Raw genomic sequence first — 24,896 nt, forward strand, 5'->3', positions numbered from 1 at the left:
AGATATTGTTTTGTACGTGAAAGCACGTGAGCAATAATGTGTTAGTTATACTTGAGTGACTAATGGCGATAAATCATGACACAGCTCGCTGTGTTTATAAAGTCTGGAGTTTCGGACGAGTTGCCGTCTTGCCAGCGACCTGTTTTCATGACCCCTGGTGATATAACTGCTCCGTCTGGTTCGGTTGCCCAAATTCGTTGAAATGAAATCCAGTCTGATGGAGCGTTACTATCTGCGCCAGGAGTGGTAGTGGGTTGTTTAACGGTTTTCATTTCAATTGCCCAGTTGTCTTTGTTGTCGGTGCATTTGCCATGATCCATTATCTTGACGCTCAATCCGGAATCTACTTCATTGAACCGAATTAAGTCATAATCGTCGGTGTAGCAGCCTGTTAATTGGTTCAACATATACGTGCCCGGCACTGCAGGGATAACGCAATGCTCGGGATCAACACCGTAGGTTTCTACCTCGCTTAAAACGATATATCCAGGGCCAGATGTTGTTTCGGGAATGTCCACAGCTTGGGAAGTACAACCCGTTAGAAGAAGGTAAAATCCAATACCCAAGCTACTAAAGGTTTTCTTGAAATATTTCATGTTTATCTCCTGTCGCGACTTTACTGTGGCCACCAGGGCCGTTGAATAAAACACTAACAGGATTTTTTATTTGTGAAACCTAGCAAATCTGCTAGTTCAAACGCTAAAGAACTCCAGGCATTAACCGGCCAATGTTCGCACACATTTTCAGCTTGGTGTACCTGTCAACTTTGACAGTATCGGAGCTTGGGGTTTTGACGCTTAATCAGCCCAAGGCCCCGTGGTGCAGATCGTAGGGAAACGTTCAGACATCCCTCGCAGTGTTCGGACCGCCGCACAGCCTCCATAGCCATCGCAGTTCAAATGGCAGTTTTCAATTCTGTGGAGAGTGAACATGACAACCATGCAGACCAAGCGCCAGTCGGATGAGGCGCGTGAGGCGTATCGCAAGCTGCGAAACCAACGTAATCAGGCTCGTGCGGCAGATGGCCCACACGCGCTTCCCGGCGCGACAATCGAGGCAATCATCGAACCCCTGGATCCCCTTGGGTTGTTGAATGGTCCTGCCATCAAGGCCAATGGCATGAAGGTCAATGTTCCAATCTGGGCGGATACCGGTAGTGTACCTGATCTGGATATACAGACGCTCGAGCTACATATCGCCCCGGGGCATGTCGTCGATCCGGAGGATGCGTCCTTCGTCAAGGTCAGTGATATTCCCGAGCTGATATATCCCTTTGCAGATACCTGGGTAGGGGACTTCGTCGTTGCGTTAAACAAAATTACCCCCAATGGACCTTATACCTTCAAGCATAGACTGTATCTACACACCGGCGGCAAACCTGTAGACAGCCCGCTGATTCACGTCACCAGCGACATCACTGCTCCGTATGAAATGACCGATCCTCCTGAACCCCAAGCCATGACATTCGCCACGACACAACTGGATGACAGCAACATCGGCAGTGTAAACGGCTCCATCCCCGACTACACCGACAAGGCCCCGGGGGATCAATTTGTCTACTGGTACGCCAGTGATCCTTTGCCACCCGACCCCTCGTCGCTCACGCCCGTAGCGCCTCCAGCAGATGTTCCCGCCAGTCGAAGTGTCACCATTCCCCGCGCCTATATAGAAGACAAGAAGGATGGTGTGTTCTACGTGCTGTGACTTGACCCCAACGAATTTCATCATTCTGACCCAGCGTGCACCAGGTGCAGAACAACCCAATGCCTTGAACGTGGCCGACGGTGCTGTGGTGGTGATGATCAAGCTCAGAGGAAACGCCATGGGGGGAGACATTCCTTCAAAGGACCATTTCCCCTACCTGATTGCGGACGACATGGAAAACGGGGTCAAAAAGTACTCTGCAACCATGGTGCTGGCCAAGGAATTCATCGAGCGTTCTGACGACGACAAGCTGGAATTGATCCGTAGCGTTTTGTTCCCCGGTCAGAAAAATGTGTTTGTCGAGCACTCACGTCACATACCCCACGACCTGGTGATTTTCGGTAGCCTGGATCCGTCGAAAACTTCGCTGACCATCGAGCCGGCCGTGTATAGCCTGAAGGCTGGCGGCCAGCCGTTGTCGTATAAGGCGTTGCTGAACAACCTGCCGGTGGACGGTGTTAGCTGGAGCGTAAAAAGTCTTAACACCAACACGTCCTCCGGCATGATCGATTCCGTTAGCGGGGTCTATCAGCCAGTGTCTGCCGAGCTGATCGGCAAGCAGTCGGTGCGCAATATTGTCACCGCAGCGTATACCGATACCAGCGGGCAGAAACACAGGGTTTCGGCATTGCTGTTGGTAACAACGGAAGCCATGACGCTGTCTCCTGGCTATGTTCCGCGCAGCGTCGGCGGCGCTCCGGTTACCTTTGTCGCGACGGCACTCAGCAGCAGCACCTTGACTTGGAGCGTACCTGCGCACGGTACGTTGTCGGTCAATGGCAACACGGCGATTTACACCCCGCCCGCTGACCCCCAGTCGTTGCCGGAGCATTTTGTTGTGCAACCCATTGAAGTCAAGGATGGCGCCGGCGAAACCGTGCAAGCCTGCGTACTCCTGACCAAGTTTGCGGCATCCACAACGATTGAACCGCCGTTTGTAAGCGCTCTGGCACCCTCCGCAACAGTGGACTTGAAAGTGACCGAAACCCTACCACCTGAATTTGAACGGCGCTGGGACGTGTTAGGGGGTGGCACGGTGAAAGATGGAACATTCACCGCGCCAGGCAAGTCTTCAAGCCTTTATAGCGTCGTTAAATGCGATATCTATTGGAATGAGCTGCTCGTCAGGACCGGATATAGCATCATCCAGTTGGCCAACTTCACTCCAGAGCCCCGTTTCGAAGAGATAAAATCGTTCATATTGGTGGCCTTGCGTCAAAACAAGCTATACGGAAATGGCTATCAGCAATTGCCCCTTGAGGCCAGGATTGAAACATTGGGAGCAAAGCTGACGCCTGAGCAAGCGGCCTCACTGAGGCTTTACTATGTCGATTCTGACCAGGTAGTGCCCGACGTTCCGTCTTTACAGGACGGTATTCCCTACGACCCCGATATGCCTGTCCTGTGGAGCCAGACGCGTATTGAGAGCCGCTTCCGGCCGCCAGCGGGCAGGTTGGACGACGCCCCGGCCGATATTCCGAAAACCAATATACCCCTGTTTGTGGTAAGTCGGTCCACTCAAGTCAAAAGGTTTTATGCAGGGTTTTTCGATGAGGAGTTAGATAAATTCTACCGATCAGATATACATACAGGCCATCCAGACGGAATCATCACACTGGAGCCTCAAAATTCTCCCATTATTGATTTGAAGGACTACACCTTTGAAAGGCGTCGTATTTCTGATGAGGGGACAGGCAGCGAAGAGAATGACGATGACTTTGACCTGTACCTGACAACAATTGATTACTGGGACTTGACCTATAAACGAGAGGGGTCGGTTAGTTTGAATTTCGCTGCATTGGAATTTCCGGGAGTGCCAGGACTCCCTGGCGCTCCAAGAAAGGATCCATTTATTTCGACCGTCAGGTGGGAAAGCACCTTTCACAATGAACAACTGATTACTTTTACCGGTTATGCTTTCAATAATCCCAAGGCCCCTCACGACCATGAGCTGATGAAGTTTGATTCGATCATAAAAAATAATAAGGCGCTCAAAGATCATTTTGATCCAATGCTTGCAGAGGAGTTGGCAGAAGGTCGCTTTCTGATCGGAGTGTTTCGCCGGACTGACGTCCGACAGGCAACCCACCCGGATGATCCAAGTAAGGTTGGTAACGCGGACCTTTATCCTTTGAAAAAGGAGGTCAACTTGATCCTGACTGACATCGAAGGCCACCGACATCCGCTCACAGTCGAGTTTACGACAAACAGGAACAGACCGGCACTTAAGATTCTGCGTGAGTAATTGACACTTCATATAAGCGGTGCGCAATGCGCCGCTTTCTAATGTTTTCGATATTCTATTTTTCGAGGCCTCGTTCATGAACGCCATTGACGAAGAAAAAACCGCTGTCCATTCCAATGCCTTCAACTTTAAAAGCTTTGTTCAATCCGGTGTCGATCCACGCACGGGTTTGTATACCGTTGGGTTTTCCCTTCATGAGGTGGAAGCCAACGATTTGCGTGGCCCGGTGGTGCCGCTGAAAGCCCACTTTAATCCGATCAATACCGTCAACAATGGTTACGGTGTTGGCTGGAGCCTGGGACTGACTCAATACACACCCAGTACGCAGATCATCGCCGTGCATTCGGGGGAAAGTTTCAAGGTCACCGGCAATTACGGTGACGAAGGCGACGCCAATCGCCTGAAGATGAAAGAGCAGAAAATCCAGAGCTTCAAGCTCTACCAGTTGATCGGCGATCCGCGTGGGCAATACAAAGTCGTGCACACCTCCGGCCTGGTCGAAATCCTCAAGCTCACCGGCGCCACGCCGCAGGTGGCCATGCCGGCCATGATGTACTCCTCGCAGGGTCACGAAGTCACGCTTGAGTACGGCAGTTTTGGTGACGGGCGTATGCTCAGCACGGTCAGGGACAGCACGGGCCTGTTGCTCGAGGTGCTGCGCAATACCGACACCAGTACTGTCGAGATTCGTGTCAAACCGGTAGCGGGTGTGCCATCTGCATTGTTTGTCCTGCATCTGGAAGGCGACCGGATGACCCGGTTGACCCTGCCGACCTCGAACAACGCCGGCTGGCGTTTTCTCTACGGCCTGGAGCGCGACCAACTGTGCATCAAGGAAGTCTGGACCCCGTTGGGCAGTCATGAGCGGATCCAGTACAACGATGAGGGTCACGGTTTCCCCGGTAACATTAAGTACCTGAACCTGCCGCGGGTCACCGACCATGTCACCGAGCCGGGTGCCGGTCAGCCACCGATCAAGGTGAAATACAGCTACAGCGGCAATAACTTCCTGGGCTACAACGCGCCGATCGACTGGAAGACCGACGGTGAGGACAATCTGTACGAAGTTATCGGCGCCTACCAATATGAAGTCACCGAAAGCCTCATGGTGGGTGAGGATGCGGTTCGCACCGTCCACCGCACTTTCAACCGCTTTCACTTGCTGGTCTCGGAAGAGACCACTCAGGGCACCCATCGCAACACGGTCAAGACCACCTACTACGCCAACGATACCGAACCGTTTGATAAGCAGGTGCGCCAGTGCCAATTGCCCAAACAGGTGGTGACACGTTGGGAGCTGACCAACGATGCCCGTGAATGGCGTGAAGACAAGGAGCTCAGCGAGTACGACATTCACGGCAATCAAACCTTGAGTGTTCAGGCCAGCGGTGTCACTGAAGCCACCACTTACTTTCCGGCCGAAGGGGTGGCCGGCGAATGTCCGAAGGACCCCTATGGCTTCGTCCGGCATGTGCGGGAAAAAACCGTGACCCCAACCTCGGACACCGCACTGGTGCCTGATGTGCAAACGGGCGCGCCGATTTTGCGCTCCCGTTATCGGTATGTAGAGCTACCCGGCATCCGCGCCAGCACTACACCTTGGGTGGCGCTGGTGGATGAGCGTCTGCTGGAGGTCAATGCACTAACTGAAACGCAACTGGAGCACTCGGTTTACACATACATCGACCAGCCTGACGACGCGTTTCTTCACGGTCAGCGCAATCGTGAAGTCGTGACCCTTGGCAACTTGGCTGGTTGCACCACATTCACCGACTTTACCTACACCAGGGAAAACGCTACTTACGAAAGCTTTGCCGGTGAAACCGTACTGCGAACGTTGCGAGAGTTGAGCAACGATCTGGATACCACCCGCAAAAGCATTACCGAAGAAGTCTCGCTATTCAGCGGCTTGCCAGTACTGATCAGCGACAAAGATGTAAAAATTCGCAACACCTACGACCCACTGGGCCGGGTGCTCACTGAAACCGTTGCTCCGGGCACGGATAACTCGGCGACTCGAACCTACCGCTACACATTGATTCGCCCTGCAGGCCCAAGCGATTCACCGGTGACTGAACAGGCGAGCCAGGAACTGGAGAACGTCAAGGGTGTGATCACCCGGACCTGGTTCGACGGGCTGAGCCGCGCGGTCAGGGAGGCGCAGCAGGACGTCGACAACGCGGGGGGTAAAGCGCCGGTCATGCGCGATATCTATGAAGCCCGTTACAACCCCTTGGGGCAATTGATCAATGAGACCGAGATCGATTGGCTGGAAACAAGGGATCTGCGATTGACTTCCACCTACACCTACGATGATTGGAGCCAGCAGGACTCCGAGACGGGGCCGGACGGGGTGAAAAATTTCACCCGGAACAACCCGATTACCTTCATCAATGAAGAGTGGATCGAGGGCATGGGCAAGACCAGGACCCTGACCAATCGATTCGAGAAGCCGGTCACGGTCGAACGTTTTGACCTGGGCGAAAAACGCATCAGTTTGCACAGCTACAAGTACGACGGGCTGGCGCGTACCGCCTCCGAGATGCGTACTGCCCCTGAGATTACCGCGAAACTGGAAACCAGGTACGTTTACGACGTGTACGGTCGCATGACCGAAACCACCTTGCCCGATCGCAACAAGGTCGTGCGTGAGTATGCGGCGCACAGCCGAGGCGATTTGCCAACTTTGATTCGCGTTAACGCGACCGTGTTGGGCACTCAGACCTTCGATGGGCTGGAGCGCATGAAAGAGTCTGTCACTGGCGGTCGAAAAACCATTTATGAGTTCGACTCCAGCCAGAGCAAGCCGGATCGGGTGATCCAACCCAGCGGTGATGTCATCGCCTATGATTACATGCTTGAACTGACGGAGGAGCCGACCAAACGCACCGCGATTCCAAAAACACCGACCGTGGCCGCCATTGAAGCGTCCTATTTTTTCGACCCAAAAGACGCACGGCTAGAGAGTTCTTCAGAACAAGGCCTGGTATTGAGCCGCACGTATAACAGCCAGGGGGAGGTGAACAGTGAAAAGCGCGTTCATGACGGCAACCCGCCTTATGAAATGTTTTACGTCTACAGCCGCGCAGGACGCTTGATACGTTACATCGACGTGCTTAAACAGGTGCAGCACTACGAGTACGACGACAAGGGGCGTCTTGAGTGGACGGCATTGGGGGAAGAAGGCCAGCCCGGCCATATCAAGAGCGAGTTCACGTACACGGCACAGGGTCAGACGGAGAGCATTCATACCCGGGAGGCCACGGCCGGGCAAAGCCTGAAGATTAACCTCGAGTACGACGCCTCGGGCCGAGAGACGCTGCGTGTGTTTGATTTTGGTGATTCTGCGCAACGCCTGAGCCAGACCTGGAACGGTCTTGATCAACTGATGGGCAGATTGTTGAGCGAGGGGGCTGACGCAGGGGGGACAACGCTGCGGGACGAGCGTTATGAATATGAATTGCGAGGACGCCTGGAATTCTACAGCTGTTCCGGCCCGCTATCCCCGGTGGACCCTTACGGCAAAACACTGCTCGAACAGCTATTTTTCTTCAGTCCCTGGGACAATATCGAGGAAGTCCGGACCAAGTTCGTGGGGGGCACCAATATTGCGAAGTATGCCTATGAACACGACGACCCTGCACAATTGAGCAGTGTCACCAATGACCATGCCGACTACCCCAACCTCACTTTGAACTACGACGCCAATGGCAACCTGTTGCAGGATGAAGAAAAGCGCATTCTGGGCTACGACGCCTTGGGACGGTTGGCAAGTGTCAGTGAGATAAACGGTGGATCATCCCAATCCTATCGGTACGACAGCGAAAACATCTTGTCGACAATGAGCAGCGCCAGCAAGGAAGAGCAACGTTTTTATCGTCGTGATCTACTGGCGAACCGCCTTAAGGGTGAACAACTGAGCACCTTCGTGCGCGCAGAAAATGGAGTTGTGCTCGCCGAGCACCAGGCAGGTGTTGTCCCAAAGTCCCTGTTGCTGGCCAGTGATGAAAAGAACAGTGTGCTCAGTGAGTGTGGAGGGGTAGAACGCAATCACGTTGCTTACTCTCCCTATGGCCATGCTGATGGCACAACAGGCGCGATGGGATACAACGGTGAGTTACGCGAAAAGCACACGGATTGCTATTTTCTGGGCAATGGTTATCGGGTGTTCAATCCGAAATTGATGCTGTTCCAAAGCCCCGACAACTGGAGTCCATTTGGGAGTGGCGGGTTGAATACCTATGCGTATTGCTTGGGGAATCCGGTCGGGTTTACCGATCACACAGGGCATATGGGTGTTCCAAAAATGTTGCCTCTCATGTTCATATCCCCCGGTGCTGGCCCGACTCGGCAAGTGACTGGCACTGTATCGGAGGTGGCTGATGTGGGAGGCGCCCGGGTCACTTCCCGAATGGCCGATCTCACTCTTCAAAGTAGATCCAGACCCTCTACACGTGCTCCTTCAAGGGCGGCTCGCGATGCTTCGCCTGAGGTGGATTATTCTCCAATTAGGGAGGGACAAGTCGCGAGTTTAGCGGGTCCATCGGCACCCCGACAGGCTACTCGAGCAGTGACGCAGAACGAGCCAAAATTAGTAAAAGGTGCGATTGAAAAAAATAGAGCCAACTTTCCAGATCACTTTGAAAAACTTCGAAAGGCCAGTGAGCCGGGTACAGTTGTATCCAAAAAGCTGGAGAATGGCCTGGAGAGATTCAATCTCCCACGCATCGAGGGACATGATGAATATTTTGGTGTGCCCAAACGCGCCCAAGGGCTACGGAAACCGGCAGCGCCTGAAAGAAAAGGACGGTTTCAGCATGAGCAGCAGTAAGTCAATGGCTTGAGAGTTAGTGCACCTGCGCTTATGCGGGTGCACACCTCCTCATCCCAACCCACTTACCCGCGCAAACTCCACCAACCCACCGTCATGGCCAAGTCCCAACTTGTCCATGGCGGTGCGCTTTTGTCGGCTGATGGTTTTTTCGCTGCGGTTCAATTGCGCGGCAATCTGTCGTCCGGACAGTCCCTGGGCAAACAACCGGACGACTTCGATTTCCCGGTTCGAAAGGCTCGCTGAGGGTGCGTTGGTACCGCAGGCAGGCAACGACTGGGTATCGAGGATCCCGGCAAAAGTGGGGCAAAGGTATCGACGTCCCTTGGTGACAGCGATTACCGCCCGTTTCAACTCGCTCAAGGCGCTGCGCTTGTCGAACAGGCCGTTCACCCCGATGTTGAGCAGTGCTTGCAATAAAGACCGGTTGCGCAACATGGTCACCACGATCAGAGGCAGCGGGGCGAAGTGCCGTTTGAGGTAGCCCATCAATGCCAGTCCATCGGGGTGGCGTCCATAAGGCATCGCGTAGTCGCTGATCACCAGGTCACAGGGCGTGTGCTGCAGATGATGGATCAGCTCATCGGCATTTTCAGCCTTGGCGACCACTGAACAGGTGGGATCGGCAAAGGAGGAGAGCACCATTTCGATGCCCGTCAGCACGACCGGATGATCGTCGGCGATGATGATTCGCAGCATTTTGTTTGGGCGGAGCCCATGGGATACTGGCGTATCCTCACGGGCACTGGCTCGGGAGAAGTCAAGCGGTTGGGATCGAGGTGCGGGGGCTGGGTTCATGAAAAGTCTCAACAGGGGTCAATGACAGGTCGACCGCTGCAGAGACGTGGTTCAAGGAGCCTGAATCAGACCTCGTTCCAGCGCCATCACCATGGCGATCCAGCGCGACCTGACGCCGAATTTTCGGCGGATATTGCAAAAGTGGTAGTTCACACCCGCCTCGGTGCATTGGCAGATCTGCGCGATTTCCCAGGACGATTTACCAATGGCTGTCCACTGCAAAAGCTCTTTTTCCCGTGCCGTCAGCTTGATCGCTTTAGGGAGGGGACACTCTTGCGGCTGGAAATTGGCCTGGGCGGGCGTTGAACTAGCCGATACGGTATTGGCACGGTACATAGTTGAATCTCCCATTCATCATCATTGACGGCGTGGGCGCGGCGGAATCTTCCTACATCTTGATGGCATGGTTCGCGCGGCCGTCCTTCAGGCACCTGGTTTGAGGGCTGGAGGCTCGGTTTCCTTATAGCGCGAATCACTCCACTTGGAACCTGTCACAAATTACAGGTGGTGGACTTTAATCGGACTCCAGTGAATTGGCTGTCAGCAAAGGAACCCAGTCTTGTAGGAGAAATCGCTGAAATTTCGTCGCTTAATCCATTCGTCGATTTGATTGCGGCAGTGGCGCGTGGCGCGATTTGAGATAGGGTTGACTCAGGAACTCGCGCGATTGGAGAAATACATGCGCTATTCAGGTTTGACCCAACGCATCGCCGGTGAAGGCGCCGCGGCCTGGCAGATTCATGACCGCGCTCTGCAAATGCGCGAACAGGGTGTCGACATACTGCTGCTGTCGGTCGGCGACCCTGATTTTGATACACCCAGACCCATCATCCAGGCCGCCATCGACAGTTTGCTGGCGGGCGACACCCATTACTCACAAGTGCGCGGCAGTCGGGGGTTGCGCGACAGCATTGCCCGCCGACATCGGCGTCGCAGTGGCCAGGTGGTGGATGCCCACCATGTGATCGTGATGCCCGGTGCGCAATGCGCGGTGTACTCGGTCGCGCAATGCCTGCTCGATCCGGGCGACGAAGTGATCGTCGCCGAGCCGATGTACGTGACCTATGAAGGCGTGTTCGGTGCGTGCGGGGCCACCGTGGTGCCGGTGCCGGTGCGTCCGGAGAACGGCTTTCGGGTCGATCCGGCGGATGTAGCAGCCCGCATCACTCCCAGGACCCGGGCGCTGCTGCTCAACAGCCCGAACAACCCTTCCGGGGCCAGTTTGTCGCTGATGATCTGGCAGGAGCTGGCCTTGCTGTGTGTGCGCCACGACTTGTGGTTGATCAGCGACGAGGTCTACGGTGATCTGCTGTACGAGGGCGAGCACATCAGCCCGGCCAGCCTGCCGGGCATGGCCGAGCGCACCGCGACCATCGACAGCCTGTCCAAATCCCACGCCATGAGCGGCTGGCGCGTGGGTTGGGTGATCGGGCCCAAACTCTTGAACGACCATCTGGAGCATCTCTCGTTGAGCATGCTGTTTGGCATTCCGGAGTTCGTCCAGAAGGCGGCGCAGCTGGCACTGGATGAAGACCTGCCGGAGGTGGCAATGATGCGCGAAGAATATCGCCAGCGCCGCGACCTGGTGTGTACCAGCCTGAACCAATGCCCGGGCATCCGGGCCATTCGCCCGGACGGCGGGATGTTCGTGATGGCCGACGTGCGCCAGACCGGGTTGTCCGCCCAGCATTTCGCCGAGCGGCTGCTGCAGGGGTATGGCGTGTCGGTGCTGGCAGGTGAAGCGTTCGGGCCGAGTGCGGCGGGGCATATCCGCATCGGCCTGGTGGTGGATCAGCGCAAACTGGCGGATGCCTGTCGGCGGATTGCGCTGTGTGCCATGGACCTGCTGGAGGCACGGCGGGCATGAGGGGTTTGTGTTGTGCGCACCGGCCCCTTCGCGGGCAAGCCCGCTCCTACATTGGATTTGCGGTGTTCACAGATCCCCTGTGGGAGCGGGCTTGCCCGCGATGACTGACTGACAACCGACAAGTTTCTTAGGCCTTCCACGCCCGCACATTCACCAGATTAGCCGGCCGCTCACCCGCCAACGCCGCCAACAGATTGTCCACCGCACAGCTGGCCATCGCCTCCCGTGTCTCATGGGTCGCCGAACCCATGTGCGGCGTTGCCACCACGTTGTCCATCTGCAACAACGGCGAGTCGAGGTTCAGCGGTTCACGCTCGAACACATCCAGCCCCGCCGCGCGAATCTGCCCTGCACGCAATGCCTCGATCAACGCCGCTTCATCCACCACCTTGCCCCGGGAGATGTTGATGAAGATGGTTTCGGGGCGCATCAGTGCAAACTGTTCAGCACCGATCAACCCTTCGGTTTCAGCGGTCAGCGGCAAGGTCAGGCAGATGAAATCCGCCTGCTGCAACAGCTCGTCCAGGCTGCGGTATTGTGCATTGAAACGCTGCTCGACCGCAGGTTTCGGCGAGTGGCTGTGGTAGATCACCGGCATGCCGAAACCGAAATGCCCACGCTGGGCCAGTGCCTCGCCGATGCGCCCCATGCCGATGATGCCCAGGGTTTTGCCGTGCACGTCGCTGCCGAAATGCGCGGGGCCGAGGTTACGCTTCCATTGGCCTGCCCGCACCATGTTCGCCAGTTCCACCACGCGTCGGGCGGTCGCAAGAATCAACGCAAAACCGGTATCGGCGGTGGTTTCGGTGAGTACGTCCGGCGTGTTGCAGAGCAGGATGCGCCGCTCGGTCAGGTAGTCGATGTCGTAGTTGTCGACGCCCACTGAGACGCTGGCGATGGCCTCAAGATCGGGCGCCAGGTCGAGCAGTTCGGCATCCAGCTTCAGGCTGGCGCCAAGCAAGCCATGAGCGCGGGGCAGGGCATCGCGCAAACGGGCCAGGCCATCGGCATCGAGGTTTTCGATCAGGGTCACTTCGGCCTGCTCGTGCAAGCGGGCCATCAGCGGCGGCGAGAGTTTCTTGTACAGAACAACCTGCTTTTTCATTGTCGTCATCCAAATCAGGAGTGCGCAGCGGTGCGGGTTAATGCGACCGTGGGCCGCTCCCGATCGCTGGCGCCGGGCTTGAGGAAAATCGTCAGCACCACCGAGAGCATCAGCGCGCCGCTCATCAACAGGTACGAGGCACCGGGCGAGCCGGTGGAGCTGTTCAGGTAGCCGACCAGGTAGGAACCACCAAACGAACCGAGGGCGCCCATGCTGTTGATCAGCGCCATCGCGCCGCCTGCCACGTTGGCTGGGAGGATTTCCGGGATGATCGCGAAGAACGGCCCGTAAGGTGCGTACATGCAGGCGCCGGCAATCACCAGCAAGGTGTAGGACCACCAGAAATGTTCGGCGCCCAGGGCGTAGGAGCCATAGAACGCGAACGAGGCGATCAGCAGTGGCGGCCAGACGAAGCGTTTGCGTTTTTGCAATTTGTCCGAGCCCCAGGACACCAGCAGCATGCCGATCACGGCCGCCAGGTAAGGCAACGCCGACAGCCAGCCCGCCTGCACCATGTCCATCTGCGCACCGGCCTTGAGGATCGAAGGCAGCCACAGCACGAAGCCGTAGACGCCGATGCTCCAGCAGAAAAACTGCAGGGCCAGGATGATGACCTTGGGCGAGCGGAAGGCTTCGGCGTAGTTCTTCACCGCCTTGATGCCGACCTGTTCGGCGGCCAGGGCGCTTTCCAGGTCCTGCTTTTCCTGGTCGTTGAGCCACTTGGCCTGGGACGGACGATCATCGGCCAGACGCCACCAGATGAAGGCCCAGAGCACCGCCGGCAGACCTTCGACGATGAACATCCAGCGCCAGCTGTAATGCTGCACCAGGTACCCCGAGACCACCGACATCCACAGCATGGTCACCGGGTTGCCGAGGATCAGGAAGGTGTTGGCCCGCGAGCGTTCGGCGCGGGTGAACCAGTGGCACAGGTAGATCAGCATCGCCGGCATCACTGCGGCCTCGACCACGCCGAGCATGAAGCGGATGACGATCAGCCAGTAGGCATTGGAGACGATCCCGGTGAGGGTCGCGAGGCTGCCCCAGAGGATCAGGCTGACGAAAATCAGCTTCTTCACGCTGTGTTTCTGCGCGTAGATCGCCCCCGGCACCTGGAAGAAAAAGTAGCCGAGGAAGAACAGTGCGCCGAGCATCGACGACAGGCCCGGAGTGATCATCAGGTCCGCCGCCATGCCGGAGGCGGCGGCGAACCCGTAGTTGGCGCGATCCAGATACGCCAGGCTGTAGGTGATGAACACGATGGGCATGATGTACCACCAGCGGCGGGTGGCGAGCGTTGCGGTTTTCATGGTGGTGCTCCTGAGCTTGTTGTTTTTGTCGCAGCAGGTAACGAGATTAGAAATCTTCAGTGAATGGTCAGGCCTCATCGCGAGCAGGCTCGCTCCCACAGGGGATTTGTGTTGGAACCCGATCCCGTGTGGGAGCGAGCCTGCTCGCGATGGCGGCCTCGAACTCCATGGACATTTCGGATCGGGTCGGCAACCCCTCCATATCCCCACGACTCTGTACCGCCCGGCTGCCAATCCAGTTGGCGCGCTTCACGGCCTCGGCAAAGCTGTGGTTTTCGAGCAGGGCGCTGATCATGCCGACGGCAAAGCCATCACCGGCACCGACGGTATCGACCACGGTTTTCACCGGCACGCCGTCGACAAAGCCGGCATCCAGGTGCGTGCGGTAGTAAGCGCCATGCGGGCCGAGTTTGATCGCCACGGCCTCGGCGCCCTGGTCGAGGTAAAACTGGGCAATGTCGGCCGGGTCTTCGAAACCGGTGAGCAAACGCCCCTCACTCAGCCCCGGCAACACCCAATGGGCGAGGGCGGCCAGGCGGTTGATTTCGCTGATCATCTTTTGCTGGCTGGCCCACAGGCTGGGGCGCAGGTTCGGATCGAACGACACGCTGCGCCCGGCCTCGCGCATGCGGGTCATCAACTCGAACGACATCTGCCGCGCGGTTTCCGACAGGGCTGGAGGAATGCCGGTGGCGTGCAGGTGCCGGGCCTTGAGCAATTGGGGCACGATCGAGTGCGGCGACAGGTGGCTGGCCGCCGAACCGCGACGGAAGTACTCGACGGCGGGGTCGCTGCCATCGTCGGTGCGGGATTTGAGCTGGAAACCGGTGGGGTGGGCAGGGTCTATGTCGACGTGGCGGCAATCCAGGCCTTCCTTTTCCAGCGTGTCGATGACAAACCGGCCCAGGGAATCGGCACCCACCCGACTCAACCAGGCCACCTTGAACCCGAGGCGCGACAAGCCAATGGCGACATTGCTGTCGGCCCCCGCTATGCGCTTGTGGAAAGCGCTGACACTGGACAGATCGCCGGCCTGTTCGGCAACGAACATTGCCATGGTTTCGCCGAACGACAGAATATCGATCTCAGACATGGGCGTTCTCCCGCTGCGATTGGCCCAGGTGGGCGAGGGCGGCGACGTGTTCGCGGGTCAACTGCACCAGGTCATCGCCTTGCAACGGGTATTCCGCCGCGCGCATGACGCCTTGGGCCATGTGCCGCAGCAGTTCTTCCCACTGTTGCAAATCGCTGGCGGCGGGCGGGATGGCAACCAGCTTGCCGTCGGCACGACGGGTCACCGCCTTGCAGTGCACATAACCCACATGGCGTCCGAGCAATCGCGCAGCGCTGGCAGGCGACTGGTCCTGCCAGTGCCAGTTGCCGATGTCGAAGGTCATCTTGATCGGCAGGGTGTGCTGCTCGACTTCATCGAAAAAACGCTTGAAAGGTTCGATGCGACCGCCGTGCAGGGTCTGGTCGTTTTCCACCAGCAACTGCACGGCACTTTCGCTCAATACCCGGGCGAGGGTTTGCAGATCGTTGTTGTCGGTGAAATAGCCGAGCGACACTTTCAACCATCTGGCGCCGAAAGCTTGGGCCCGTTGCAGGGCAGTAATCAATTCGGGGTTGGGTTTGGACTGACCGGCCAGCCACAGCTCCATGGGTGAGGAATACACGCTTTCCAGGCCTTCGGCGCGCGTCGCTTCGGCCAGTTGCGCCGGGTTTTCACCGGTCAGTAATTCTTCGCGCCATTCGATGCGCGTGGCGCCGGCGAGAGCCAGGATTTGGATGAAGCTTCCTTGACCGCGTTGGCGGACAAGGTCGGCGCCATAGCTGGAGAGGCTGATGGAAACGGCGGGTCTATTCATTGTTTTTTTACCTCTGAAACCGGTTTCATTTTTGTTCAAAAAAATAGTTGATCCTGCTGGCCCCATCGCGGGCAAGCCCGCTCCCACAGGAATCCCAGGTGTACACACAGTTTTGTACGACATTTAACACTGTGGGAGCGGGCTTGCCCGCGATGAGGCCGGAACAATCACCGAAGATCTCCAAGGGTCGACCCCCGCACAATCAAACGCGCGGCAAAATCCAGCGTCCGTACCGGGCCATCTTCGCCACGCAAACGCCTGAGCAAACACTCAAACGCGCTGGCGCCCATCTCGGTGGTCGGCTGTGCCAGGGCGGTAATGCCACTACCCACCAACGGGTACCAATCCAGGTCGTCCAGGGCAATCAGGCCCACGTCCTCGAACAGGTTGCAGCCAAGCTCTCGCAATGAATGGGTGCTGGCCAACGCCGCAATCCCGTTTGCGCAAAACAACGCTTTGAGGCCTGGGCCAGGTGTGTCGAGGAAGGTTTTCAGATTCGCCGTCAGCTCGCTGCCGGTTTCTGTAATTGCCCCGCGAAGTGCGGGTCGCTGCTCGATCCGCGCCTTGAAGCTGCTGACCCGTTCGATCCGCGAACTGGTGCCGTCAAAAGGCTCGGTCACCAGCATCACGTCGCGGTACCCGCGTTCTTCAAGATGGGCGAGGGCCATGTCGACGGCTGCCGGATTGTCCAGCCCGACCATGTCGCTCTCAAGGTGCTGGACCTTGCGATCCACCAGCACCAGGGGCATTTCCCGATGCAGCTCATGCAATTCGTCGCGGTGATGGCCGAGGGTGTTCACGATCAGGCCTTCGATGTTGTAGGAGCGCAGCAGGGCCAGGTGCTGGCGTTCCTGCTCGTCATCGCGGTCGGTGTTGCACACCACCAGGCTGTAGCCGTGCTGACGGCAGGCGGTTTCCACGCCATGCATCACGGCAATCGAATAGGGGTTGCGGATATCAGCCACCAGCATGCCAATCAGGCGCGTGCGCCCGCGTTTCAAGCCGCGGGCCATCTGGTTCGGGCGGTAGCCCAGTTCGGCAATGGCCTGTTCGATGCGCTGGGCGATGGCATCGGAAAGCAGGGCGCGGTCTTCGCCAATGAACCGTGACACGCTGGCCTTGGAGACCTTGGCATGTTCGGCCACGTCGAGCATGGTCACGCGGCTGCGCTGGGCGGCGGAGAAATCGTTCACGGTCTGAAACCTTGTTATTGGATTTATATGGCTGGCGCATGGCGCTGAAACCGGTTTCAGGAGACACCAAAAGCAAATGTGCCGTCAAGTACCGATTTCTCCCGGAATCGATTCATACCGACCGGCGGCGGCAAAGCGATGTTGTGCAATGGGCTTTACCACAGACAAACCAACCGCACCACTATCAGGTCTGATAGTGGTGCGCACGACAGGTATCAGTTTTACTGTATTGAATCACTTGCGCGAGGAGATGCACCTTGAGCAGTTACGACCCCCCCGGCAGCCCGACCGAAAAGCCGTTTAATTCCGTATCCAACTCTGAGGTGCGAATTTGCGCCCCCGGTAATATACGAGCACAGCGCAAACCACCCAACACCGCCGAGTTGACTTGGGACGAACCCTACGCGACGTGCAGTATATGCCCAGATGCCATTGGCTATGATGTCTACGGCGAAGGCATTACTACACAACATGTGGTTCGACCGCCTTGTGAAATAACGGGTTTGCAAACACATATCGAGTATCTGGTCTACGTTACCGCTAAAGCGGGAGGGGATAATGTATCGACGCCCAGCGTCTGTCATTTTTGCAAGACCAGACCCAACAAGCCCGGCACTCCACAGCTGAGCAATATCACGTATTCATCCGCGACATTGTCCTGGACACCGTCGACCGACAGTGGCGAGATCAAACGTTATGGAATTTATCTGAATGGGTTTCTGGTTGGCCTGACAAAAGAGACTCGTTTCAACTTGAGTTTTTTGAAATCAAGTTTCGGTTTTTTAGTGCAGATCTGCGCAATCAACGAGCAAGGTGTGTCCGATCCCGCGTGGGCCACTTTCAGGACCTTGCTGCGTGCCCCGGCCAATCTGAGGCTGCGGCACAATGCTGGAACCTGCAGACTGACCTGGGATCCTGGTTTTGCGAGTTTACCCACTCATGAGGGGACAGTTAACGGGAAGCCCTTCACCGCCGGGCCTCTGGGTTATAGCTTTAGTCTTGCCGAGCTGTCTCCTGGGCTAGCGCCGCACCACTTCCACTTTACGATCCTGGCTAAACTGGGTTTGCAAGTCTCCGAAATAACGACGTTTACGACCACCTTGGATGACCTCGTATCGCCCACCCAACCTGGAAAGCCTGTTGTTAGTGATATTACTCATGACTCAGCACAGTTGACTTGGGCGCCAGCAAGCGACAATACGGGTGTTACCGGGTACAGGGTAGTGCTCAACGGTATACGTGTTTTTACTACCGTGAATACCCATTGCATTCTTCGAACAGGCCCCAGCAAATACAAGTGTGTCTATATACGGGCGGAAGATAAGGACGGGAACCTTTCCATACCCAGCGAGCGAACTGTGTTTAGACACTCAGGGCCGGAGGATGACCCTTTACCTTCGCCGGTAGCCGCCATTACCGCCCTGACACCCACGACAGCCAGACTGGAGTGGTCACTTGACGAGGGTGGCAGCTTACCGCCGGTTGGGGTAATGATCATGCTTGACGGCAGTCATTACGAAACGACGATGGTGAGTAATTCTGCGTTGCTACGGAATCTGATTCCGGGCACTGAATATGTTATTGAAATATTTGCTTATGATTCAGTAGGGAAGATGTCAGAGCCAACAACTATTTATCATGAGCAAAAGGACGTGACGCCACCCAGCCGTCCGGAAAATTTAAGATGCATTGATTCGAGCGCCGATTCGGTCACATTGGGCTGGGACGCTGCAGAAGATGAAACCGATGTACTTGAATACGTTGTCTATAACAATCGTGAGTACTTTGATAGCACGACGCTTAATACCTACACAGCCGTTAATCTTCTGCCCGGCATGTATACCTTTGAGGTATGCGCCATGGATCCGTTGGCAAACGTCTCCGAGACAGTGACTGTCAACGTTATCGTTGAAGGCGAGTTAACGAACGTGCCGACCGAACTTGGCTTTAACCACGCAACAGCGCTGCCGTCATCCAAATAGTCCCGCGGCAATGTTGATGGAAAACCCGAGAATCGCCGTATTGAACAGAAAACCGATCAACGACTGTGCCAGTACGGTCTTGCGCAAATCACGGGTTGCTACACCGACATCCGAGGTCTGTACCGCCACGCTGATGGTGAACGAGAAGTACAGAAAGTCCCAGTAATTGGGGGTCGTCAAGCCATCGGCAAAACGCAGTGCCGGTTCCTTGCCTTCCCAGGTGTAAAACAGTCGCGCATAGTGCACGCTGAAAATCACCCCGATCAGCAACCATGACCCAATGACAGTGAACGCCGTGAAGCCGTAGTGCAGCAGCTTGCGGGTGGTTTCCAGGTCTTTGCTGCCCGCCAGCTCGAAGGCGATGGTCGCCAGGCTGGCAATCGCCGCGATGCACACCACCAACAGCACCAGCCCGGCGTTTTCGTCTTCGATCTCGGCGATGCGTTTCACATCGGTTGCCTTGGAGCGCACGGTGAGCCAGAACATCAGCAGCAGATAGGTCCAGACCCCGACGTTCCAGCCGATGAGGATTTTGCCGATGATCGAGTCGGAGGGGGCCAGGATGCCTGCCGCGACGCCAAGGGTGGTGGCGGCGGACAGGCGAGGGTGGGTGTGGGTGAGGTAGGGCATGGAGGCTCGATGAGTCAGTGCGTTGAAAGCACCTTAGCCTAACGCCGTCAGGTGTGACCACAATCCGGGATCGCTCCCACATGGGTTTGTGGTGTCGGTTATCGATCTTTATGGTGTTTGCGGACGAGCTTCATCACCACCACAAAAAATACCGGCACGAATATCACCGCCAGGGTCGCGGTGATCATCCCGCCGATTACACCGGTGCCGATGGCCTGCTGGCTTGCCGAGCTTGCGGCGGTCGCGATCGCCAGCGGCACCACGCCGAGGATGAACGCCAGGGACGTCATCACGATCGGCCGCAATCGCAGGCGCGCCGCTTGCAGGGTGGCGTCGATCAGGTCGTGGCCTTCGTCGTACAGGCTCTTGGCGAACTCGATGATCAGGATCGCATTTTTTGCCGACAGGCCGATGATGGTGATCAGCCCGACCTTGAAGAACACGTCGTTGGGCATCCCGCGCAACGTCACGGCCAATACCGCGCCGAGCACGCCGAGCGGCACCACCAACAGCACCGAAGTCGGGATCGACCAGCTCTCGTAAAGCGCCGCCAGGCACAGGAACACGATCAGCAACGACAAACCCAAGAGTATCGGTGCCTGGCTGCCGGACAGCCGTTCCTGCAAGGACAGTCCGGTCCATTCCTGGCCCAGTCCCATCGGCCCCAGCGCAACCAGCCGTTCGATTTCGGCCATGGCCTCGCCGGTGCTATGCCCAGGTTTCGGTTCCCCGGAAATGCTGATCGCCGGGTAGCCGTTGTAGCGGGTCAGCTGCGCCGGGCCCTGGGTCCATCTGGCCTGGACGAAGGCCGACAACGGCACCATTTTTCCAGCGTTGTTGCGCACGTGCATTTTCAGCAGGTCGGCCACCTGGCTGCGCTGGTCGCCTTCGGCCTGGACCACGACCCGCTGCATCCGCCCCTGATTGGGGAAGTCGTTGACGTAGGTTGAGCCGACGGCGGTGGACAGCACGTTGCTGATCTCGGCGAACGACACGCCCAAGGCGTTGGCCTGCTTGCGGTCGACGATCAATTGCACCTGCGGCGCTTCGGCCAGGGCGCTTTCGCGCACGTTCATCAGGATCGGACTTTTCTCGGCCGCCTCCAGCAATTCGGTGCGCGCCTGCATCAGCGTGGCATGGCCGAGGCCGCCGCGATCCTGCAGGCGAAACTCGAAGCCGCTGGAGGTGCCCAGGCCGTCCACCGGAGGGGGCAGCACCGAGAACGCCACGGCATCCTTGATCTGACTGAGGGCGATGTTGGCACGGTCGGCAATCGAGCTGGCCGAGTCGTCGCTGCCACGCTCGGACCAGTCTTTCAACGTGGTAAATGCCAACGCCGCGTTCTGTCCGCTGCCGGAGAAACTGAAGCCGAGGATCACCGTGCTGTCGCCAACCCCCGGCTCCCCGGCGTTATGCGCCTCGATCTGCTCGACCACCGCCACCGTGCGGTTCTTGCTGGCACCCGGCGGCAGTTGCACGTCGGTGATGGTGTAGCCCTGGTCTTCCACCGGCAGGAACGAGGAGGGCAGGCGAACGAAGCAAATCCCCAGGCCGATCAGCAGCACGCCATAGATCAACAGGTAGCGACCCGTGCGTTTGAGCGCATAGGCGACCCAGGATTGATAACGCGCGGTCAGTCGTTCAAAACTGCGATTGAACCAACCGAAGAAACCGCGTTTTTCATGATGCTCGCCCTTGGCGATCGGCTTGAGCAAGGTCGCACACAGGGCCGGGGTCAAGGTCAGGGCGAGGAAGGCCGAGAACAGGATCGAGGTGGCCATCGACAGGGAAAACTGCCGGTAGATCACCCCGACCGAGCCCTGCATGAACGCCATGGGAATGAACACCGCCACCAGCACCAGGGTGATGCCGATGATTGCCCCGGTGATCTGCTGCATCGCCTTGCGCGTCGCCTCTTTGGGCGACAGGCCTTCGGTGACCATGATCCGCTCGACGTTTTCCACCACCACGATCGCGTCATCCACCAGGATGCCGATCGCCAGGACCATGCCGAACATCGTCAGTACGTTGATCGAGTAACCCAGGGCCAACATGGTGGCAAAGGTGCCCATCAGCGCGACCGGCACCACCAGGGTCGGAATCAGCGTGTAGCGGATGTTCTGCAGGAACAGGAACATCACCGCGAACACCAGCGCCATGGCTTCGACCAGGGTGTAGACCACCTTGGTGATCGAGACCTTGACGAAGGGCGAGGTGTCGTAGGGAATCTTGTATTCGACGCCGGCCGGGAAGTAACGCGCCAGCTCATCCATCTTCGCCCGCACCAGGGTCGCGGTGTTCAGGGCGTTGGCGCTCGGCGCCAGTTGCACGCTGACGGCGGTCGAGGGTTTGCCGTTCAGGCGCGTGCCGAACTGGTATTCCTGGCTGCCGATCTCCACCCGCGCCACATCGGCGATGCGTACGGTGGAACCGTCGGGATTGGCCTTGAGCACGATGTCGGCGAATTCTTCCGGGGTCGACAGTTGGCCCTTGACCAGAATGGTCGCGGTCATTTCCTGGGTGCCACGGGTCGGCAGGTCGCCGATGCTGCCGGCCGAGACCTGGGCGTTCTGCGCGGCGATGGCTGCGTTGACGTCGGCCGGCGTCAGGTTGAAACCGATCAGCTTGCGCGGGTCGATCCAGATGCGCATGGCCCGTTCGGCGCCGTACAGCTGGGCCTTGCCGACGCCGTCCAGGCGCTTGATCTCGTTCATCACGTTGCGCGCCAGGTAATCGCTGAGCGCGGTCTCGTCGAGCTTGCCGTCGCTGGACGTCAGGGTGATCAGCAGCAGGAAGCCGGAGGAGACTTTTTCCACCTGCAAGCCCTGCTGGTTCACCGCTTGGGGCAGGCGCGACTCCACCACTTTCAGGCGGTTCTGCACATCGACCTGGGCCAGTTCCGGGTTGGTGCCCGGCTGGAAAGTGGCCTTGATCGTCGCGCTGCCCAGGCTGCTCTGGGACTCGAAATACAACAGGTTGTCAGCGCCGTTGAGCTCCTCTTCGATCAGGCTGACCACGCTCTCGTCGATGGTCTGCGCCGAGGCGCCGGGGTACACGGCATAGATTTCCACTTGCGGCGGCGCCACGTTGGGGTATTGCGCCACCGGCAACTGCGGGATGGCCAGGGCGCCGGCCAGCAGGATGAACAGGGCAACCACCCAGGCAAACACCGGGCGATCGATAAAGAACTGCGGCATAAACAAGCGTCCTGCTTACTGGCCAGAAACCTGGGCAAGGGGGAGAGGGGTGTCGTCGATCTGCACTTTTTCGCCGGGACGGGCGTGTTGCAGTCCTTCGATGACGATGCGATCGCCGGGTTTCAGCCCGCCGGTGACGACCCAACGGTCGTTCTGCACCGGCCCCAGTTCGACCGGCTGCTGGCTGACGCGCTGCTCTGCATCGAGCAGCAGCACCTGGGCGATGCCGGCGCTGTCACGCTGGATGGCCCGCTGCGGCACGCTGATGCCTTGCTGGTTGACCGCTTGCTCCAGGCGCACGCGCACAAAGCTGCCAGGCAGCAGGTCGAGGTCCGGGTTGGGGAATTCACTGCGCAGGATGACCTGGCCGGTGCCCGGGTCGACGGTGATGTCGGTGAACAGCAGCTTGCCGGGCAGCGGGTAGAGACTGCCGTCGTCCTCGATCAGGGTGGCCTTGGCCTGTCCTTGACCCACTTGCTGCAACTGGCCGGAGCGCAAGGCCCGGCGCAGGTCGTTGAGTTCGCGGGTCGACTGGGTCAGGTCGGCGTGGATCGGATCGAGTTGCTGGATCAGTGCCAGGGGCGTGTTTTCGTTCTGCCCGACCAGCGCGCCTTCGGTGACCAGCGCGCGGCCGATGCGTCCGGAAATCGGCGCGGTGACGGTGGCGTAACCGAGGTTCAGCCGCGCGCGTTCAACCGCTGCTTTGCTGGCGGCCACCTCGGCGGCGGTTTGCCGGGCGCTGGCCCGTGCGTTGTCATAGTCCTGGCCGCTGATGGCCTTGTCATCGATCAACTGGGCGTAACGCTGCTCCTGCAGTCTGGCCTGGAACGCGTTGGCCTCAGCCTTGCGCAGTACCGCTTCGGCGCTATCGAGATCAGCTTTGAACGGCGCTGGATCGATACGGAACAGTACCTCGCCCTTTTTCACGTCACTGCCTTCGCGAAAGGCCCGCTGCAGCACCACGCCTGCGACCCGGGCGCGCACCTCGGCCATGCGCGGGGCGGCAATGCGCCCGGTCAGTTCGCTGCTGATCGACAGTGCGCGGGTTTCGATGGTTTCGATGCGAACGCTGGCTAACGGCGGCTGCTCTTCGGCGATCGAGGACTTGTCGCACGCGCCCAGCGCCAACGCCAGTGCTATCAGGCTGAGCCTGGCAAGCGGATTCTTTGACATGAATGACCCCAATAGTGACCCCCAGCATCCTACTGGGCGGGGGCGATGGTAGCGGTGAAGCTTTGTTAGTGCTGTGTGAAATTGTGTAAGGGTTTTGCTCAGGTGTGTGCCGGGGCGTATATCCTTGAGGCCTTGAATTTTATTGCGCCTGTCAGGTCGCCTTCGCGGGCAAGCCCGCTCCCACAGGGTCCGATGTGAACACAAATTATGTGTACACCATCAATCACTGTGGGAGCGGGCTTGCCCGCGATGAGGGCCTGACTGGCGCCACAGCATTTCTGGAAACACCCCATGCCCAACATCCTCCTGGTCGAAGACGACACCGCACTCGCCGAGCTGATCGCCAGCTACCTGGAACGCAACGGTTACTCCGTCAACGTGATCACCCGAGGCGACCAGGTGCGCGAACGCGCACGGCTCACGCCGCCGGATCTGGTGATCCTCGACTTGATGCTGCCCGGCCTCGATGGCCTGCAAGTCTGCCGTTTGCTACGCGCCGATTCGGCGACCTTGCCGATCCTCATGCTCACCGCCCGCGACGACAGTCACGACCAGGTGCTGGGCCTGGAAATGGGCGCCGACGACTACGTCACCAAACCCTGCGAACCCCGGGTGCTGCTGGCCCGGGTGCGCACCTTGCTGCGGCGCAGCAGCCTCGCCGAGCCATTGGCGGCCAATGACCGCATCCTCATTGGCAACCTGTGCATCGACCTGTCCGAGCGCACGGTGACCTGGCGCGGGCAAGCGGTGGAGATGTCCAGCGGCGAGTACAACCTGCTGGTGGTGCTGGCCCGGCATGCTGGCGAAGTGTTGAGCCGCGACCAGATCCTGCAACGCCTGCGCGGCATCGAGTTCAACGGTACCGACCGCTCGGTGGACGTGGCCATCTCCAAGCTGCGGCGCAAATTCGACGACAATGCCGGCGAGGCCCGCAAGATCAAGACCGTGTGGGGCAAGGGGTATCTGTTCAGTCGATCCGAGTGGGAATGCTGA

17 protein-coding genes are annotated in these 24,896 nt (G+C 58.2%); 6 read left to right on the forward strand and 11 right to left on the reverse strand.

Annotated elements, in window-relative coordinates; all coding sequences use genetic code 11:
- Positions 1-59: 59 nt before the first annotated feature.
- Complete coding sequence (locus tag PMI35_RS34790; protein ID WP_157295819.1) at positions 60-596, reverse strand: hypothetical protein; 537 nt, start codon at positions 594-596, stop codon at positions 60-62.
- A 334-nt stretch (positions 597-930) separates the two neighbouring features.
- Between PMI35_RS34790 and PMI35_RS03450 the strand changes: the two genes are divergently transcribed.
- The 3 genes from PMI35_RS03450 to PMI35_RS03440 all read left to right on the forward strand — a co-directional run bounded on the left by PMI35_RS03450 (position 931) and on the right by PMI35_RS03440 (position 8,780).
- Positions 931-1,704, forward strand: coding sequence for a hypothetical protein (locus PMI35_RS03450; protein WP_008065387.1), 774 nt, complete (start codon positions 931-933; stop codon positions 1,702-1,704).
- A gap of 1 nt (position 1,705) precedes the next feature.
- Positions 1,706-3,949, forward strand: a complete 2,244-nt coding sequence (locus PMI35_RS03445; protein WP_032832099.1) for an Ig-like domain-containing protein — start codon at positions 1,706-1,708, stop codon at positions 3,947-3,949.
- A 76-nt stretch (positions 3,950-4,025) separates the two neighbouring features.
- A complete protein-coding gene (locus PMI35_RS03440) occupies positions 4,026-8,780 on the forward strand; it encodes an RHS repeat domain-containing protein (protein ID WP_008065389.1) in 4,755 nt (1,584 codons plus the stop codon).
- 51 nt (positions 8,781-8,831) lie between these two features.
- Here the strand turns inward: PMI35_RS03440 and PMI35_RS03435 are convergent, their stop codons facing one another.
- Positions 8,832-9,479, reverse strand: coding sequence for a response regulator transcription factor (locus tag PMI35_RS03435; RefSeq protein WP_063887085.1), 648 nt, complete (start codon positions 9,477-9,479; stop codon positions 8,832-8,834).
- 150 nt (positions 9,480-9,629) lie between these two features.
- Positions 9,630-9,914 (reverse strand): helix-turn-helix transcriptional regulator, encoded by a 285-nt coding sequence (locus PMI35_RS03430; protein ID WP_008065392.1) that lies wholly within the window; start codon positions 9,912-9,914, stop codon positions 9,630-9,632.
- 343 nt (positions 9,915-10,257) lie between these two features.
- Here PMI35_RS03430 and PMI35_RS03425 point away from each other — a divergent pair, with 343 nt between their 5' ends.
- On the forward strand, positions 10,258-11,445 hold the full coding sequence (locus tag PMI35_RS03425; protein WP_008065393.1) for a pyridoxal phosphate-dependent aminotransferase: 1,188 nt from the start codon (positions 10,258-10,260) through the stop codon (positions 11,443-11,445).
- A 127-nt stretch (positions 11,446-11,572) separates the two neighbouring features.
- On the opposite strand, the gene PMI35_RS03420 is transcribed toward PMI35_RS03425, so the two are convergent.
- The 5 genes from PMI35_RS03420 to PMI35_RS03400 form a co-directional block, all read right to left on the reverse strand.
- Entirely contained in the window at positions 11,573-12,550 is a 978-nt protein-coding gene (locus PMI35_RS03420) for a 2-hydroxyacid dehydrogenase (RefSeq protein WP_008065394.1), read from the reverse strand.
- Positions 12,551-12,564: 14 nt separating this feature from the next.
- Entirely contained in the window at positions 12,565-13,860 is a 1,296-nt protein-coding gene (locus tag PMI35_RS03415; protein WP_008065395.1) for an MFS transporter, read from the reverse strand.
- A gap of 67 nt (positions 13,861-13,927) precedes the next feature.
- Positions 13,928-14,953 (reverse strand): sugar kinase, encoded by a 1,026-nt coding sequence (locus tag PMI35_RS03410; RefSeq protein ID WP_008065396.1) that lies wholly within the window; start codon positions 14,951-14,953, stop codon positions 13,928-13,930.
- Positions 14,946-15,728, reverse strand: a complete 783-nt coding sequence (locus tag PMI35_RS03405) for a sugar phosphate isomerase/epimerase family protein (RefSeq protein ID WP_008065397.1) — start codon at positions 15,726-15,728, stop codon at positions 14,946-14,948. Before PMI35_RS03405 ends, PMI35_RS03410 begins: the two co-directional genes overlap by 8 nt.
- A gap of 167 nt (positions 15,729-15,895) precedes the next feature.
- Positions 15,896-16,921, reverse strand: a complete 1,026-nt coding sequence (locus tag PMI35_RS03400; protein ID WP_008065406.1) for a LacI family DNA-binding transcriptional regulator — start codon at positions 16,919-16,921, stop codon at positions 15,896-15,898.
- A gap of 257 nt (positions 16,922-17,178) precedes the next feature.
- Here PMI35_RS03400 and PMI35_RS0133095 point away from each other — a divergent pair, with 257 nt between their 5' ends.
- The gene (locus PMI35_RS0133095; protein WP_008065408.1) at positions 17,179-18,903 is read left to right on the forward strand and encodes a fibronectin type III domain-containing protein; all 1,725 of its coding nucleotides are present in this window, start codon (positions 17,179-17,181) and stop codon (positions 18,901-18,903) included.
- Here the strand turns inward: PMI35_RS0133095 and PMI35_RS03395 are convergent.
- The 3 genes from PMI35_RS03395 to PMI35_RS03385 all read right to left on the reverse strand — a co-directional run bounded on the left by PMI35_RS03395 (position 18,892) and on the right by PMI35_RS03385 (position 23,903).
- Positions 18,892-19,533: a DUF1345 domain-containing protein gene (locus PMI35_RS03395; RefSeq protein ID WP_008065410.1), complete on the reverse strand. Its 642-nt coding sequence runs from the start codon at positions 19,531-19,533 to the stop codon at positions 18,892-18,894. The genes PMI35_RS0133095 and PMI35_RS03395 overlap by 12 nt on opposite strands.
- Positions 19,534-19,631: 98 nt before the next feature.
- Positions 19,632-22,730, reverse strand: a complete 3,099-nt coding sequence (locus tag PMI35_RS03390) for an efflux RND transporter permease subunit (RefSeq protein ID WP_008065412.1) — start codon at positions 22,728-22,730, stop codon at positions 19,632-19,634.
- Between the two features lie 15 nt (positions 22,731-22,745).
- Positions 22,746-23,903: an efflux RND transporter periplasmic adaptor subunit gene (locus tag PMI35_RS03385; RefSeq protein WP_008065413.1), complete on the reverse strand. Its 1,158-nt coding sequence runs from the start codon at positions 23,901-23,903 to the stop codon at positions 22,746-22,748.
- Positions 23,904-24,194: 291 nt separating this feature from the next.
- Between PMI35_RS03385 and PMI35_RS03380 the strand changes: the two genes are divergently transcribed.
- Positions 24,195-24,896: a response regulator transcription factor gene (locus PMI35_RS03380; RefSeq protein ID WP_008065414.1), complete on the forward strand. Its 702-nt coding sequence runs from the start codon at positions 24,195-24,197 to the stop codon at positions 24,894-24,896.

Source organism: Pseudomonas sp. GM78, from assembly GCF_000282475.1.
GTDB lineage: Bacteria > Pseudomonadota > Gammaproteobacteria > Pseudomonadales > Pseudomonadaceae > Aquipseudomonas.